Annotated in this window: 9 protein-coding genes; all 9 read left to right on the top strand. The window is 59.1% G+C overall.

The window, feature by feature from the left end:
- Positions 1-317 precede the first annotated feature (317 nt).
- The 9 genes from ACQRAQ_RS06540 (at position 318) to larD (ending at position 16692) form a co-directional block, all read left to right on the top strand.
- The gene (locus ACQRAQ_RS06540; RefSeq protein ID WP_427794315.1) at positions 318-3083 is read left to right on the top strand and encodes a YhgE/Pip family protein; all 2766 of its coding nucleotides are present in this window, start codon (positions 318-320) and stop codon (positions 3081-3083) included.
- Positions 3084-5273 carry a YhgE/Pip family protein gene (locus tag ACQRAQ_RS06545; protein WP_427794316.1) on the top strand — a complete coding sequence of 730 codons (2190 nt, stop codon included), beginning with the start codon at positions 3084-3086 and terminating at the stop codon, positions 5271-5273. It abuts the gene before it with no gap.
- A 207-nt stretch (positions 5274-5480) separates the two neighbouring features.
- Positions 5481-6464 carry a DMT family transporter gene (locus ACQRAQ_RS06550; protein WP_427748318.1) on the top strand — a complete coding sequence of 328 codons (984 nt, stop codon included), beginning with the start codon at positions 5481-5483 and terminating at the stop codon, positions 6462-6464.
- A gap of 116 nt (positions 6465-6580) precedes the next feature.
- A complete protein-coding gene (locus ACQRAQ_RS06555; RefSeq protein ID WP_427794317.1) occupies positions 6581-7879 on the top strand; it encodes a M20 family metallopeptidase in 1299 nt (432 codons plus the stop codon).
- Positions 7880-7882: 3 nt separating this feature from the next.
- Positions 7883-9187 (top strand): MFS transporter, encoded by a 1305-nt coding sequence (locus ACQRAQ_RS06560; RefSeq protein WP_427794318.1) that lies wholly within the window; start codon positions 7883-7885, stop codon positions 9185-9187.
- A 310-nt stretch (positions 9188-9497) separates the two neighbouring features.
- Positions 9498-10811, top strand: a complete 1314-nt coding sequence (hisS, locus tag ACQRAQ_RS06565) for a histidine--tRNA ligase (RefSeq protein ID WP_427794319.1) — start codon at positions 9498-9500, stop codon at positions 10809-10811.
- 257 nt (positions 10812-11068) lie between these two features.
- Complete coding sequence (locus tag ACQRAQ_RS06570) at positions 11069-13882, top strand: phosphoenolpyruvate carboxylase (RefSeq protein WP_370450652.1); 2814 nt, start codon at positions 11069-11071, stop codon at positions 13880-13882.
- Positions 13883-14633: 751 nt separating this feature from the next.
- Positions 14634-15911: a nickel-dependent lactate racemase gene (larA, locus tag ACQRAQ_RS06575; RefSeq protein WP_427748316.1), complete on the top strand. Its 1278-nt coding sequence runs from the start codon at positions 14634-14636 to the stop codon at positions 15909-15911.
- Positions 15912-15960: 49 nt separating this feature from the next.
- The gene (gene larD / locus ACQRAQ_RS06580; RefSeq protein ID WP_427719871.1) at positions 15961-16692 is read left to right on the top strand and encodes a D/L-lactic acid transporter LarD; all 732 of its coding nucleotides are present in this window, start codon (positions 15961-15963) and stop codon (positions 16690-16692) included.
- The last annotated feature ends 87 nt before the right edge of the window (positions 16693-16779 follow it).

The following is a 16779-nucleotide window of genomic DNA, read 5'->3' on the forward strand; positions in this document are numbered from 1 at the left end:
CTGACTTATGCTCAACCAGCGACGCTTTCGTGATCCTAAGTAGTCATTGGGGGCGTTCTTGTTTGACTAGTCGTTTAAGAACGTTCCCAATGACTAAAGAACGTCCCCAACGACTAGTTGGGTTGCTAATTTGTGCGGGTTGTGGTTTTGTGACCTGCTGAAATTAAAGATACTGTACAACTGTACGCTAACTCATCTTCGTAGTATATTGCTACCCGCAAAACTCAATACCATTGTGCATCGAGACGTTAAAACGCCTTCGTACAATGGTTATCGATAGTACGATTCGATTCAACGACAGGATGGATGGTCCAAGCGTGAGTCTCGGCAGCAAACTATCCGATGCAAAGGTCTCCTTTGCGATATTTAAGCGCGACATTAAGCGACTGCTTGTGAATCCCGTCGCCCTGGTGGTTACCCTCGGCGTGTGCGTTATTCCCTCGCTGTATGCCTGGTACAACATCGTGGCAAACTGGGATCCGTACGGAAACACCCAGGGTATCAAGATTGCCATCGCCAACAACGATCAGGGCACCCAAAACGACTTGGTGGGCGAGCTCAACGCGGGCGATAAGGTCGTCGATCAGCTCAAGGAGAACGATCGGCTGGGCTGGACCTTCGTCGATTCGGCGGCCGATGCTAAAGAGGGCGTCGAGAGCGGTGAGTACTATGCGGCCATCGTAATCCCCAAGAACTTCTCGGATAACTTGGTTTCGATGCTCGACGGCAACTACCATCAGCCCAAGCTTACGTACTACGTCAATGAGAAGAAGAGCGCTATTGCGCCGAAGGTTACCGACACCGGCGCAAGCACCATCGAGGAGCAGATCAACTCGGAATTTGTCTCCACGGCGGGCGAGACCGTTGCCGGTATCGCCAAGGATGCCGGAGTCGATTTAAAGGACAAGGCAACCCAGACCCAGGATTCGCTGGCAAGTTCGGTGTCCGAAGCATCCGATACCTTGGGCGAGGTGCGTGGTTCGATTGGCGACATGAATGCCGCCATCGATAAGACGAGTGGTTCCATTGCCTCGGCAGATGCAGCACTTGCCGGTCTACAGGGTCAGGCGCCGTCGCTGACGCAGGCGATCTCCCAGGGCAACGACCTGCTGGGCGAGGCGCGCGCCACGGCGGGTAATTCCATCACCTCGCTCTCCAAGGCGCTCTCGGAAGGCAGCCTTGCGCTCACCAAGACGTCAGCCTCCGCGAACGCTGCGATTGGCAAGCTGACGGGCACGGTCACATCTACGACCACCCGTATCGACAACTCGCTTGAGTCTCTCCAGGCGACGATCGACCACAATAAGGCCGTTATCGGGCACTTGGAAATTCTCGTTAATGACACGTCGACAGGTTCCGAGGAAATTGACGCGCGCATTGTATCGACCATCGATTTGCTCCGCGAGCAGAATGAAAAGCTTCAGAGCATCAAGGATAGTCTGTCTGCGCAGTCGAGCGCCATGGCGAATGACGCCGCGGCTGTCTCGTGTGCCAGCGACGCTATCAATAACGCAATCCAGACCGGTGCGACTAACCTTGGCCAGGCCCAGACGGACCTGGGTCAAAACGCGCTGCCGAAGGCCTCGAGCGCGCTTGATTCATTTGCCGCCGTCTCGGGTGATCTGACGGGAATCGTGTCTGGCCTCACGCCTGCTATTGCAAGTGCGCGCGGTACACTTTCGCAACTCAACGCTACGCTCGGTCAGGCCAAGACCACGTTGTCCCAGACCGATGCCTCGCTTGCCAAGGTCCAGGACAAGCTCGCAACCGCCGCCAACGACATTGCGGCGCTGCAGACCTCCGAGTCCATGGGCGAGCTGGCTGAACTGATGGGTGTCGACGTCAATGACGTGGCAGACTTTATGGCATCTCCCGTAGAGCTGACTTCCAAGTCAATTTTCCCGGTCAAGAGCTTTGGCTCGGGCATCGCTCCCTTCTATACTAATCTGGCGCTTTGGGTGGGCGGCTACGTGCTTATCGCTATCTACAAGCTCGAGGTCGACCGCGAAGGCATCGGCAGCTTTACCGCGCGTCAGGGCTACTTTGGCCGCTGGCTGCTACTGGTGATCCTGGGCGCGTTCCAGGCCATTATCGTTACGGTAGGCGATCTGGTGATTGGCGTGCAGTGCGTCAGCCCGCTGCTGTTCGTGCTGGGCGGCATCGCCATTTCGTTCACCTACGTCAATATCATCTATGCGCTGTCCACCACGTTTAAGCATATCGGCAAGGCGATCGGCGTCATCCTGGTCATTGTGCAGATTCCGGGCTCTTCGGGCATGTACCCCATCGAGATGATGCCCGGCTTCTTCCAGTGGCTGCATCCGCTGCTGCCCTTTACCTACGGCATCAATCTGCTGCGCGAGACGGTCGGCGGCATGTATTCGTTCAACTACCTGTTTAACCTGTGCATTCTGGGCGTGTTCTTGATCGTGGCGCTCTTTATCGGCCTGCAGCTGCGTCCGCTGCTGCTCAACCTTAACCTGCTCTTTGATAAACAGCTTTCCACGACCGGTATGATGATTTGCGAGTCCAACGACCTGCCGCGCCAGCGCTACTCGCTGCGCACGGCCATGCGTGTCATGCTCGATTCTGATTCGTACCGTCGCGAACTGCTCGACCATGCGGTGACCTTTGAGCACCGTTACCCCTACTACATCAAGGGCGGTTTTGCCGCCGTGGTGGGCGTTCAGGTCCTGCTCTTTGTCCTGTCGACGGTTCTCGATATCGACAATAACGGCAAGATCATCCTGCTTGTCATTTGGATCATCTCGGTTATTGCTATCTGCGGCTGGCTTATCAATATCGAATATATCCGCGCGAGCCTCAATACCCAGATGCGCATCTCGGCGCTTTCGGATGAGGACTTGCGTCGCGAGATGCGCGAACACACGGCCGCCATTCCTGCCGCCCGCCACATGTTTGGCCTCAACGCCAGCGAGCGTGGTGCCAAGGGCGGCGATCAGTCCGCGGGCCGCTTGCCGCATATAGGATCGCACCATAAATCTCAGGGCAGCGACAGCACAGCCACAAATGATGGAGATACCACCGCGCTTGGCAAGCACTCCAAAGGAGGTGAGGCATAAATGAAGAACATCCTGCATCTGTTTAAGCGCGATGTCCAAAACGTGTCTCGCTCCGTGATCGGCCTGATTGTCGTGATGGGCCTCATTATCGTGCCGTGTCTGTACGCGTGGTTTAACATCGCCGGCAGCTGGGATCCGTACGGCAACACCGGCAATCTTAAGATTGCCGTGGTCAACACCGACGAGGGCTACGAGAGCGATCTGATTCCCGTCGAGGTCAACGTGGGCGAAAACGTAACCGCCACCCTGCGCGGCAACGAGAACTTCGACTGGGTTGTCCTCAACGACCGCGATAAGGCGATCGAGGGCGTTAAGTCGGGCGCGTACTACGCTGCCGTCGTTATCCCTAAAACGTTTAGCGCCGACATGATGACGCTTTTCTCGACTGAGGTGAAGCACGCCGATATCGAGTTTTACGAGAACCAGAAGGCCAACGCCATCGCGCAGATCGTGACCGAGAAGGGTTCGAACGCCGTTCAAAGCCAGGTTAACGAAACTTTTACCGAGACCATTACGAGCATCGGTCTTAAGACGGTGTCCAGCCTGCTCGATTACATGAGCACCGACCAGGTCAGCAACTTTATCGCCAACCTGTCCTCGACGCTCGGCGATTCGGTCCAGGACCTGCAGGGCGTTCAGGCCAGCGCAACGTCGCTTGCGGGCATTTTGAGCTCCACGTCCGATTCGCTGACGTCGGCGAGCGGTATGCTCCAGCAGACGGGTACCGTCGATGAGTCGACCAAGCAGTTGATGGAACACGCCAAGAGCGGCATCAATGATTCCAAGGAAGCGCTCAAGGCCGCCAACGATGCCGTTGACGCGGCGATTGACGGAAGCGCGGGCTCGTTCGACAATGTGTCTGCCGAGCTCGCGAAGGCGTTCGACACCGCAAACCAGCATGTGGACCTTACGGTGTCCCAGCTCAACGATGCCGCGGCGGCGCTCAATACACGTGCCGACGATATCGACGCCACGGCCGACCAGCTCCGCGGCTTTGCCGAGCAGGTCAGTGACGAAAAGCTCCAGGAGAGCCTTAAGTCTGTAGCAACATCGCTGGGCAGGATCGCGGTGGAGTATCGCAACAACGCCAAGGACCTGACGGCAACTGCTAAGTCCCTTTCTGACAGCATGGCAGAGGTCAACAGCACGCGTGCCGAGGTCGATCAGGCCATCGCCGATGCCAAGGCCGGCATCGCGGGCGCCAAATCCGATTACGATTCCACGTTCTCGGTTAAGGCCAAGGAGCTCAAGAAGACCGTCTCGGGCATTCTAGACTCGCTCGATGGTATCTCGGGCGATCTGGATAGCGCCGTAGACGGCCTGACCGACGCATCCGGTTCGCTGGCAAAGGGCCTCTCCAAGGCTGCAAAGCTGGTCAACAAGGTTTCCGATCAGCTGGGCGAGGCGTCGGACAAGATCGGCGCGTTTAAGGACGAGCTCGACGGTGCCTTGATGTCGGATGACCTTGCGACGATTAAGACGATGATCGGCAACGATCCCGAGGGTTTGGCCGTATCGCTTTCCGGCCCCGTCGCGCTCGACCGCAAGCCGGTCTATCCGATCCGCAACTACGGTTCGGCCATGGCGCCGTTCTACACGATTCTGTCGCTGTGGGTGGGTTCGATTGTGCTGGCAGCCATGATGAAGGTCTCGGTCGACGATGAGCTTATCAACGAGCTCGTCCCCGTGCGCCTGCACGAAATCTACCTGGGTCGCTACCTGTTCTTTGGCGGTTTGGCTCTGCTGCAGGCGACGCTCGTGTGTGCGGGCGACATCCTGTTCTTTGGAATCCAGTGCGACAACCCGCTGCAGTTTGTGTTGGCGGGCTGGGTCGCGAGTCTCGTGTTCTCCAATATCGTCTACACGCTTACGGTTTCGTTTGGCGATATCGGCAAGGCGCTCGCTGTCGTGCTGTTGGTCATGCAGGTCGGTGGCTCGGGAGGCACGTTCCCCATCGAGATGACCGGCCCCGTGTTCCAGGCGATCTATCCGTTCCTGCCGTTTACCCATGGCATCAACGCCATGCATGCCGCCATGGCTGGCGCCTACCATATGGAGTACTGGGTTGAGCTGGGTATTCTGGCGAGCTATCTGATTCCGTCGCTGGCCCTGGGTGTGGTCTTCCGTCGTCCGGTCATCAAAGCCAACGACTGGATTATCGAAAAGCTGGAGAGTACTAAATTAATCTAGCGCAACAATGTGAACGCTGACATTGCCGGAGCATCGAGGCTTTTCTGTTCGATACTTTAGTGGGCTGAATTGCGTGGGCTGCTTGATTGTTGCTACAGTTGCGGGGCGTGCCGGGGGTCCGGCGCGTCCCGTTTTTATTTGACCATGAGGCGGCATGCGGTCGCGCGCGTGCGGACACCACGCCCAGACCGAGCGCGAGGATGCCCTATGGCCCATCATGCCGTTATTGAAATCGAAAATATGCCCGATAGCCCTGTAGCCCGCGAAGACCTGGGTGCCGGCGGTGCCTCTCGCGGTGCCGGTGCGCGCTCGCCGCTGTTCTGGAAGGTATTGCTGCTTTCGATAGCGGTCATCTGGGGCTATTCCTTTACCACCATGAAGGACGCGCTCGATACCATTCCGGTGTTCGAGCTGCTCTACATTCGCTTTCTTCCGGCGTCGCTGGTCATGCTTGCCGTCTTCCACAAGCGCATTGTTGCCCATTTCAACGCTCGAAATCTGATTGTTGGACTTGGCATGGGCGCGCTCATGTGGGGTGCCTACGGTTTGCAGACGATTGGCCTGGCGCAGACCACGGCAGGCAAAAGCGCGTTTTTGACGGGCACGTACTGTATCTTGGTTCCGTTTGCGAGCTATGTCCTAAGCGGCGAAAAACTTACCCGTTACAACTTGGGTGCCGCGTTGCTGTGTCTGGCGGGCATTGGCTTGGTGGCGCTTGATAGCGTCGAGTTCAATGTCGGCGATGTTATTACGCTGGGCGGCGCGGTCTTCTTTGCCATCCAGATGGCGGTGGCCGCTAAGTACGGTCGCAAGATGGACATCAACGTCATTACGTTTTGGATGTTTGCGGGCAACGGTGTGCTGTGCCTGATCTCTTCGCTGCCGTTCGAGACCCAGGCGCCTTTATCCGTGTGGACGCCGAGCTTTATTGGCGTGATGGCATTTCTCTCGGTGGGCTGCACATGCGTGGGTTTGCTCATCCAAAACGTGGGCTTGGCGCATGTCCCGGCCTCGACGGGCTCACTACTGCTTTCGATGGAGTCGCCATCGGGCGTGCTGTTCTCGGTGCTGCTGATGGGGGAGGTGCTCACCTCGCGTTTGCTTGCCGGCTTTGCGCTCATCTTCCTGTCGATTATCTTGAGCGAGACGCACTTTGACTTTTTGCGTAAAAAGCCGCGAGCGCGTTTGTAAACAATCTGTTGCGCCGTCCCTCTGGGGCGGCGTTTTTTATGCGTCGCCTTTAAAGTTATGCCTTGCACTTTAGAGTATGAAAGTGCTTGCTGCTAAAACCTTACTGGAGGGCATCTATGGCACCAGCTCTGTCCGATTTCCAACCACAACCAGCGCTTCAGACCTCAGCGGCGGCGCAAGCCGCCATTGGTGACGGTCTGGTCAAAGAGGCTCAGGCTTTTGCCGATGAGCTTGCCGCATGGCGTCACGATCTGCATCGGATGCCCGAACTCGGTAACGACCTCCCACAGACCTCTGCGTATATCCAAGCGCGCCTGAACGAGATGGACATCCCATTTTCCACGCTCGTCGATGGTTCCTGCGTTGTGGGCCTTGTCGGTGCCGGTGCCGCCGCGGCCCAGGGCAATGGCGTCTGCACGGACGAACAGGCCGGTACGGTCGTTATGCTGCGCGGCGACATGGATGCCCTGCCCGTTGTCGAGGAATCCGGCGAGCCCTTTTCATCTACCAATGGCTGCATGCATGCTTGCGGTCATGATATGCACGCGACGGCGCTGCTTGGTGCGGCGCGCCTGCTCAAGGCTCGCGAGGCCGCGCTTGTCGACGCCAATGCCACCGTCAAGCTGTTGTTCCAGCCGGGCGAGGAGACCTTTGAGGGGGCACGTGCTGCCATCGCCGACGGCTTGCTCGAGAACCCGCGTCCTCAGGCGGCTTTTGCCATGCATGTTAACAGCCAGTCGCCGCTTGGTCTGGTGCTCTACGGCAGCCCGGCGCTTTCGGGTGTGTACGGTTTCCGCATCACGCTGCAGGGCAAGGGCGGCCACGGTTCGAGTCCCGAGATCTGCATCGACCCCATCACGGCAGGCGTGCATGTGCACCTGGCGCTCCAGGAGCTTATCGCTCGCGAGGTGCCGGCGGCCAAGGAGGTCGCGCTCACCGTGGGTAAGTTTGCCGGTGGCCAAGCGGCCAATGTGATTCCCGACACCTGCGTGCTCGAGGGAACATTGCGCGGCTTTGACGTTGAGCTCATGGAGCACCTCAAGACCCGCATCGCGGAGGTGGTCAAAGGCGTTGCCATGACTTATCGTACGCCGGCGACTATCGAGACGCTCTCGGATGTTCCCCCGCTCGTGCTCGATGACGATATGACCCAGGCTTCGCTTGGCTATGTGGGTGCGACGTTGCCCAAGGCCGCCTTCCTGCCGCTGTTCCATGCCATGGCGAGCGAGGACTTTGCGCTTATCTCGAGCGAGATACCGAGCGCGTACTTTACGCTCGGTGCGGCTGTGACCGATACGGACGAGCACTTTGCCCAGCACCATCCCAAGGCACGCTTTAGCGATGCCGAGTTGCCGCTCGGCGCCGCGGCTTATGCGGCGGTCGCCCTGGGCTATATCGCCGACCACAAGGAGTAATCCATGTCCCAGCAGCATAAATTCTTCCCCGGTTGGCTCGTCGTGGCCTCCGGCTTTGTCATCATGGCCACGTGTTACACGATTTTCGTTAACTGCATGAGCCTGTTTCAGCCGCTTATCGTGAGCGACTTGGGCATTTCCCTTGCTCAGTACAACATCTCCAACGCCATCTCAACCGTGGTGAGCGTTGTCGGCTCGCTTGTCATTGGCCATGTTGCCGACAAAGTGAGCGGTCGCATCTTGGGTTCCCTTACCGTTATCGCCACCTCTGCCGTTCTTGCCGGGATGAGCTTTGTCGGTGAGCTGTGGCAGGTCTACGTGCTCTTTGCCGTCTCGGGCTGCTTTGCCGTCGCCTCGACCCGCCTGCTCATTAGCCTTGTGACCGCCAACTGGTTTACGGCCAAGCGAGGTCTTGCGATCTCCATAGCACTTTCGGGCTCGGGCTTTGGAGGCGCTGTTCTGTCTCCCACCGTGAGCTCGCTTATCGTGAGCGTTGGCTGGCGTTCCGCCTTCCTGGTGCTCGCGGCTATCTGCTTGGTGGCGGCGCTGCCCATCACGGCCTATTCCTTCCGCACCAAGCCTTCTGAGATAGGCCTTAAGCCGCTCGGCGAGAACCCGGGCGATCCGTCCGTCTCGACAGCTGGCGACAAGGACGAGCACACGGCTCCCGAGGTTAACGTCGGTTGGTCTCGCATCAAGAAGAGCCCGGCGTTTTGGCTGCTTGTCGTCGCCTTTCTCTTTATGGGCCTCGTTAACGGTGCCATCTTGCCCAACCAGGTCACCAACATGACGAGCGTTACCGTCAACGGCGCCAAGATTGTCACGGGCGGTCACGACCCCGTGTGGGCGGGCACTGTGCTTTCGGCCTATATGGTCACCGTCGTTATCGCCAAGATTTCGCTCGGCGTCATTTACGATCGCTTTGGCCTACGTTTTGGCAACGTGTTGGGATCCGTTGCGTGCATTATCGCCTGCGTCGCCCTGTGCTTCCCCGCAACCGATCTTGGTCCCATCGTGGCTGCCGTGAGCTTTGGTGTCGGAACGTGCATGGGCACCATCACGCCCACTATCGCCGCGTCCAAGCAGTTTGGCATGGCCGATCTGGGCAAGGTCACGGGCACCATTACCTCGCTCGAGATGGTCGGCGGCACCGTGGGTGCCATTGTCTCGGGCGTGCTGTTCGATGCCACGGGCTCCTTTGCGAGCACCTGGATCGTGTGCCTGGTGTGTTCTGTGGTCATGCTCGTATTCCTGCTGGCATCCGAGCCCATCGCCGCTAAGCTGCGTGCGAGCGTGGCGGGGGAGTAGACGTCCGTCGCTCTTTTCTGTTCGCCCCGTGTTCTGTCCGTGGCCGCCTTGGAAGCCGAATGGATGCTCGTACCATCATTCGGTTTCCAAGGCGGCCGCGGGCATACAAAATGATCCGTTTTCCTCTGTCCCCAACAGATCGTGTGATTCGAAGGGGGCGGCGGAGGAAAGCGGATCGGCTGCAGCGGCGGCGTGTCTGGCCGAACGAGCCCCCATACCCTCGTTCGGTCAGACGCGCCGCCGAGTTTTGTTTTTGTGCCGTATAATGACCACTACCTATGACGCGATACTAAAAGAAAGGTGTTTGCCCATGCAGGCACAGAAGGCGGAGGGAACCCGCGACCTTATCGGCGCCGAGATGCGCGCCTGGCAAAAGATGCAGCGGATCGCTGCCGGCGTGTTCGAGCCGTTTGGCTTTAAGCCCATCGAGACGCCCGCGATCGAGCAGGTGGACGTGTTTGTCCACGGCATCGGCCAGTCGACCGATGTCGTGCGCAAGGAGATGTTCCGCGTGTTTAGCGGCGCCAACCTGGAACGTGTCTTTACCGAGGGCACCGATGCCAAGCTCAAGCCCAAACAGCGCTTGGCGCTTCGTCCCGAGGGCACTGCCGGCGTGGTGCGCGCCGTCGTGGAGAACAACCTGGTGCCCCAGGGCTCCACGCCGTTTAAGGCCTACTATGCCGAGGCCATGTTCCGCGGCGAGCGCCCCCAGAAGGGCCGCCTGCGTCAGTTCCATCAGGTGGGCATCGAGTGGCTCGGTGCTCCCGATCCGGCTGCGGACGCCGAGTGCATCATTATGCTCATGGAGTTCTACAAGCGTCTGGGCTTCGATCTTTCCAAGCTCCGTCTGCTCATTAACTCGATGGGTGATGCCCAGTGCCGTCCGGCCTATCGCGAGCAGGTCAAGCAGTTCATTCTCGATCACGCCGACGAGATGTGCGATGAGTGCCGCGAGCGCGCCGAGCTCAACCCGCTGCGCGCCTTCGACTGCAAGAACGACCATTGCCGCGAGATCATGGCCGAGGCCCCGCTGATGGGTGACAACCTGTGCGACGAGTGCCGCGAGCACTACGAGCAGGTCAAGCGCTATCTGGATGCCGCCGGCATCGAGTATGTCGAGGATCCCACCCTGGTGCGCGGCCTGGACTACTACACCCGTACCGTCTTTGAGGTCGAGGCCCCCGGCGCCGGCGTCGGCTCCATCGGTGGCGGCGGCCGCTACGACGGCCTGGTCGAGCTCGAGGGCGGCAAGCCCACAGCCGGTGTCGGCTTCGCCGTCGGTTTTGAGCGCGCCCTGCTGGCCCTGCAGGCCTTTGGCAGCGACCTGGGTGCCGATGAGGCTCCGTGTGTCTACGTTGCCAACGCCGGCAGGGAACTGCGTCAGAACGTTTTTGCCATTACGCAGAAGCTTCGCGCCGCAGGCATCGTGACCGAGGCAGACTATCAGGGTCGTTCGCTCAAGGCTCAGTTTAAGCAGGCCGACAAGGTGGGCGCTAAGCTCATTTTGGTCTTGGGCGGCGACGAGCTTGCCGCCGGCAAGGTCAAGGTGCGCGACATGCAGAGCCATGACGAGGTACTGGTCGATCTGGCCAACGTTGTCGAGTCGGTTCGCGAGCGCCTGTAGGGCATCATTTTGAGCTGCGGGTCCGCTAACGCGTCCCGCTCGCGGCGAACGATTGTTACGGGGGTGTTTCGCTTTTATGCGGAATGTCCCCGTTTGCATATGCCGCCCACCGAGAAATACGACCATTTGGGGCAAAAAGCCTTGCAATGCAGAAAATACTTTTGTGTGGTAAAGCGCAATCAGTGTCGAAAGTATTTCTCAAGTGCCTATAATGAATACCGCATGTTACGTGCATAGAAGGAGGAATGGGAGGAAACGTGGCTGAGAACCTAAGCAACCAGTCTGTACCCGAAGCCGCGGCGCGCGTCGCTGCCGTGGTCAACCGCCTCGTTAACCGAATCGGCTCGAATGCCGAGTCCAGGGAGCGTCTCGCCGAGATTGAGATTCCCGAGGAGCTGCGCGACAACCTTGCGCTGTTCCTGCGCCTGGAGCGCCGTGTGCTTAGCGAGTATGATCCCGAGATCGCGGACCTGTTCGACAAGATTCTGTCGGCCGAGATCGTGGCCAATGCCGGCAACCCCGGTAGCCGTGCCGCCGACGAGGCCGTCGACGAGCAGGGCGTGCCCACCGCCGACGAGCCCACTGCTGTGGCGTTTCGCGAGGTCGTCGATTTGATCGACAGTCTACCGCTCGATAAGCAGCAGGTTATCGTCCGCGCCTTTACGAGCTTCTTCCATCTGGCAAACCTGTCGGAGGAGAACTACCGTGTGAAGCAGCTGCGCGAGCGTGAGGCCGGCGCATCGACCGATACCGAGGTCGATCCCGCCAACGAACTCACCGTCGCCTATCACCAGCTGGTGGATGAGATGGGTGTCGAGGGCGCCAACGAGCTGCTCGGCAAGCTTGAGTTCCATCCCGTCTTTACCGCGCATCCCACCGAGGCCCGTCGCAAGGCCGTCGAGGGCAAGATTCGCCGTATCTCTAACCTGCTGGAGGAGCGTCCGCGTCTGGGCGGCTCCGACCTGGTGGAGAACGAGCGCCATATGCTGCAGGAGATCGACGCCCTGGTGCGTACGAGCCCCATCGCGCTCAAGAAGCCCACGCCGGTCGAGGAAGCCGATACCATCATCGACATCTTCGATAACACGCTGTTCGACGTCATCCCCGTCATCTATCGTCGCTTTGACGACTGGGTGCTGGGTGACAAGGCCGGTACCGTGCCGCCGCTGTGCCCGGCGTTCTTCCATCCCGGCAGCTGGATCGGTTCCGACCGCGACGGTAACCCCAACGTCACCGCCAAGGTGAGCCGTGAGGTCGCCGCCAAGTACTTCACCCACATGGTGCTCAAGCTCGAGGACAAGTGCCGCCGCATCGGCCGCAACCTCACGCTCGAGGCCACCTACAGCAAGCCGTCTGCCGAGCTCATCAACCTGTGGAACCATCAGGTCGAGATGAGTGCCCATTACACGGCCCGCGCCGAGCTTATCTCCGAGCACGAGCCGCATCGCGCCGTCATGCTCGTCATGGCCGACCGTCTGAACGCCACCGTACGCCGTATCACCGACACCATGTATCACAGCGCCGACGAGTTCCTGGATGACTTGCGCGTCGTCCAGCGTTCGCTGGCCGCCTGCGGTGCCGTCCGTGCCGCCTACGGCCCGGTGCAGACCATCATCTGGCAGGTCGAGTCCTTCGGCTTCCATATGGTCGAGATGGAGTTCCGTCAGCACTCCGTGGTGCATGCCCGCGCCCTCAAGGATATCCACGAAAACGGTATCCATGGCGACCTGCAGCCCATGACGCGCGAGGTCATCGACACCTTCCGCGCTATCGGCTCCATCCAAAAGCGCTACGGCAAGAAGATGGCACACCGCTACATCATCTCGTTTACCAAGAGTGCCCAGCATGTGGCCGACGTCTTTGAGCTGGCCCACCTGTCCTTCGCACACGAGGAGGACGTTCCCGAGCTCGACGTGATCCCGCTGTTCGAGCAGCTCGAGGACCTCGAGGGCTGTGTTGACGTGCTCGACCAGATGCTTACGCTGCCCGTGGTGCAGAAGCGTCTTGCCCAGACCAACCGCCGCATGGAGGTTATGCTGGGTTACTCCGACTCCTCCAAGGATGCCGGTCCTACCACGGCCATGCTTGCGCTGCACTCCGCGCAGGAGCGCATCGCCAAGTGGGCCGAGAAGAACGATATCGACCTGGTGCTCATGCACGGTCGCGGCGGCGCCGTGGGCCGTGGTGGCGGCCCGGCCAACAAGGCCGTACTGGCGCAGCCCAAGGGTTCGGTCAACTGCTTCTTTAAGCTCACCGAGCAGGGTGAGGTCATCTTTGCCCGTTACGGCAACCGCACGCTGGCTCAGCGCCATGTTGAGTCCGTTGCCGCCGCAACGCTTTTGCAGTCGGCCCCGAGCGTCGAGAAGACCAACACCGAGACCACGCAGAAGTTCTGGGATATGGCCGAGAAACTCAACGCCGCAAGCCACGAGCGCTATCTGGACCTGCTGAACACCGAGGACTTTGCACCGTGGTTCTCGACTGTGACGCCGCTGACCGAGGTTGGTCTGCTGCCGATTGGCTCGCGTCCCGCCAAGCGCGGCTTGGGTGCCAAGTCGCTCGACGACCTGCGTACCATTCCGTGGATTTTCAGCTGGAGCCAGGCACGCATTAACCTGGCCGCTTGGTACGGCCTGGGCACCGCCTGCGAGCAGCTGGGCGATCTTGACCAGCTCAAGGCTGCCTACCAGGAGTGGCCGTTCTTCCGCACCTTTATCGATAACATCGAGATGTCGATTGCTAAGACCGATCAGCGCATTGCCAAGATGTATCTGCATCTGGGCGACCGCGATGATCTGTCCAAGAAGGTCTTTACCGAGATGCAGCTCACCCGTAAGTGGGTCCTTGCCATCGTCGGTGACGAGTGGCCGCTGCAGCGTCGTCGCGTGCTCGGCTGTGCCGTTCGCGTGCGTAACCCCTACGTCGACGCCCTGTCCATCGCCCAGGTCCGCGCCCTCCGCGAGGTGCGTATGAACCAGGACGAGATGGCCGAGGAGAAGAAGGCCGAGTACATGAGCCTGATTCTTTCGACTGTGACCGGCGTCTCGGCAGGTCTGCAGAACACGGGGTAATCGATAGCCCTGTAGTCGTCCGGGCCCGCCATATGTTTACTTTTAGGCACGTCCTCGGACATGCAAGAAGCCCTCGCTGCGCACTTCGTGCGGCGAGGGCTTCTTGCGTCCTGCGGAGTGTGCCTAAAAGTAAACTGATGGCGGGCCTTGCGATGTCCAGCTTCGGCGGAAGGCCGCTGGGTGAGGGTGGTGCCTGGGGCGACGTGCAAAAAACGGAGTTTTCAGCAGCCAAAGATCGATGCATAAGGCCATAGCCGGCCCTCGCTGCCTTTGTTGATGATTTTGCAAGACAATTGGGCCTTGGCGATGCTCATATATGGCTGGTTTCTCGCCGCATGTTATCCAGATGGGACGAGTCATGAGGACGATCTACCTTTTGAAAGACTTTTGACACCAAAATCTTATCTTGCGATGCTGAATACTCGCAAAAATGCACGCTCCGGAGGGGGCTACCATGTTGCGGTTCGAAACCCAATGCGTCATTCTATGCAGTATATTGACCTATTTATGCAAGATAGCTTACACGCGCATGCCACAGGATTGATGTTTGCCTCGGCGCTGCGTAATCCACCCTGCCCATAGCTTCTTTGACAGGAGGCCGCGGTTCCGTTTGGGATCGCGGCCGTTTTGTTGTGGGTCAAATATGAACGTTGTGTTAACGACTCGGTGGACGGTGGCGTTTTTCGGTGAGTGGCGTATCCTTCCAACGGTTTATCTAGTGTGTCAGCTGAAAGGAAGAGGGCGCTCGTCATTGTTTGAATGTGAACTGCCGTTTGACCACAAGACATTGCATCTGGAGCTCGAGGATAAGAACTTCGCGGGTGTGATGGAAGGTCACCAAAACGAGTTTAAGACTGCAAAATCGCAGGAAGAGCTGGTAGAGGAGTCGCTTGCCAACCCTTATGGATCGCCTTCGCTCGAGGAGCTTTGCGCTGGCAAGAAGGATATTGTCATCATTAGCTCCGACCATACGCGCCCCGTTCCCTCGCGTGTGACGATGCCTATTCTGCTGCATCACATCCACTCCGCTGCGCCTGAGGCGCGCGTTCGGATTCTGGTTGCTACGGGTATGCATCGTCCATCGACGCACGAGGAACTCGTCAACAAGTATGGCGAGGAGATCGTTGCCAACGAGGAAATTGTCATGCACGTCGCGACCGACGACAGCATGATGGAAAAGATTGGCACCCTGCCTTCTGGTGGCGAGTGCATCATCAACAAGATTGCCGCCGATTGCGATCTACTGCTTGCCGAGGGCTTTATTGAGCCGCACTTCTTTGCCGGTTTTTCTGGCAGCCGCAAGTCCGTGCTGCCCGGCATCGCCAGCTACAAGACCATCATGTACAACCACAACGGCCAGTTTGTGAACGATTCCCATTCGCGCGCCGGCAACCTGTGCCACAACCACGTGAGCGAGGACATGTTTGCCGCTGCCGAGATGGCTCACCTTGCCTTTGTGCTCAACGTGGTGCTCAACGGCAAGCACGAGGTCATCGGTTCCTTTGCCGGCGACATTCACAAGGCGCACGAGGCCGGCTGCGAGTTCGTGAAGAGCCTTGCCGGCGTTGAGCCCGTCGAGTGCGAGATTGCCATCACCACCAACGGTGGCTATCCGCTCGATCAGAACGTCTATCAGGCCGTGAAGGGCATGTGCGCTGCCGAGGCGACACTTCCCGAGGGCGGCGTGATCATCGATGTCGCCGGTTGCGCCGATGGTCACGGTGGCGAGGGCTTCTATCACAACATCGCTGACAACGATCCGGCAGAGTTTGAGCGCGCCTGCATCGACCGTCCTAAGGACGAGACCCTGCCCGACCAGTGGACGAGCCAGATTTTTGCCCGCATCTTGGCGCATCACCCTGTGATCATGGTCACCGACCTGTGCGATCACCAGATGCTCAAGGATATGCATATGACGCCGGTCAACACCCTCGAGGAGGCACTCAAGCTCGCCTTTGAAATGAAGGGTGCCGATGCCAAGGTAGCCGTCATTCCCGATGGCCTGGGCGTTGTCGTCGCTCAGCACTAGCGCGCGGCCTAAACGAATCGTTTGTAACCGACAAGAAAGATAAGGTTTTATGCTTACCAAGCTCCTCTGCGAATTCGGCGCAACGGCCCTCATGATCATCTTTGGCGTGGGCGTACACTGCGATACCGTGCTTAAGGGCACCAAGTATCAGGGCTCCGGCCACATGTTTGCCATCACCACCTGGTCTTTTGGCATCTCGGTCTGCCTGTTTGTCTTTGGCGGCGCCGTGTGCATGAACCCGGCTATGGTGCTTGCCCAGTGCATCGTCGGTCTGGTGCCGTGGAGCAGCTGCATCCCCTTCATGATTGCCGATATGCTCGGCGGCTTTGTGGGCGCCGTAATCGCTTGGTTTATGTATGCCGATGAGTTCAAGGCTTCCGAGGGCGTCGTCGACCCCATTGCCCAGCGCAACATCTTCTCGACCAACCCCACCACCGAGGGCACGAACTATGCCCGCAACTTCTTCTGTGAGGCTATCTGCACCTTTGTGTTCATCAGCGCCATCCTTGCTGCCGCTAGCCGCGCCGGCGAGAACGTTCTGATGCTCGCTATCTGCGTCGGCCTGATCGTTTGGGCCGTTGGCATGGGCATGGGTGGCATCACCGGTTTCGCCATGAACCAGGCACGCGACCTTGGTCCTCGCATGGCCTATCAGGTGCTGCCGATCAAGAACAAGGCTGACAACAACTGGAAGTACGGCCTGCTCGTTCCTGGCATCGCGCCGTTTATCGGTGCCGCTCTGGCCGCGCTGTTTGTGCACGGTTTCTTGGGCATGTTCTAGTCCAAGGCCGCATAGTAGTCCGCTGGCCGCATGGGGTGACTTCCCAGCGCGTCCTCGGACATGAAAGAACCCCCGCTGCGCACTGAA

The organism is Collinsella sp. SGI.178, assembly GCF_050313495.1.
Taxonomy (GTDB): Bacteria; Actinomycetota; Coriobacteriia; order Coriobacteriales; family Coriobacteriaceae; genus Collinsella.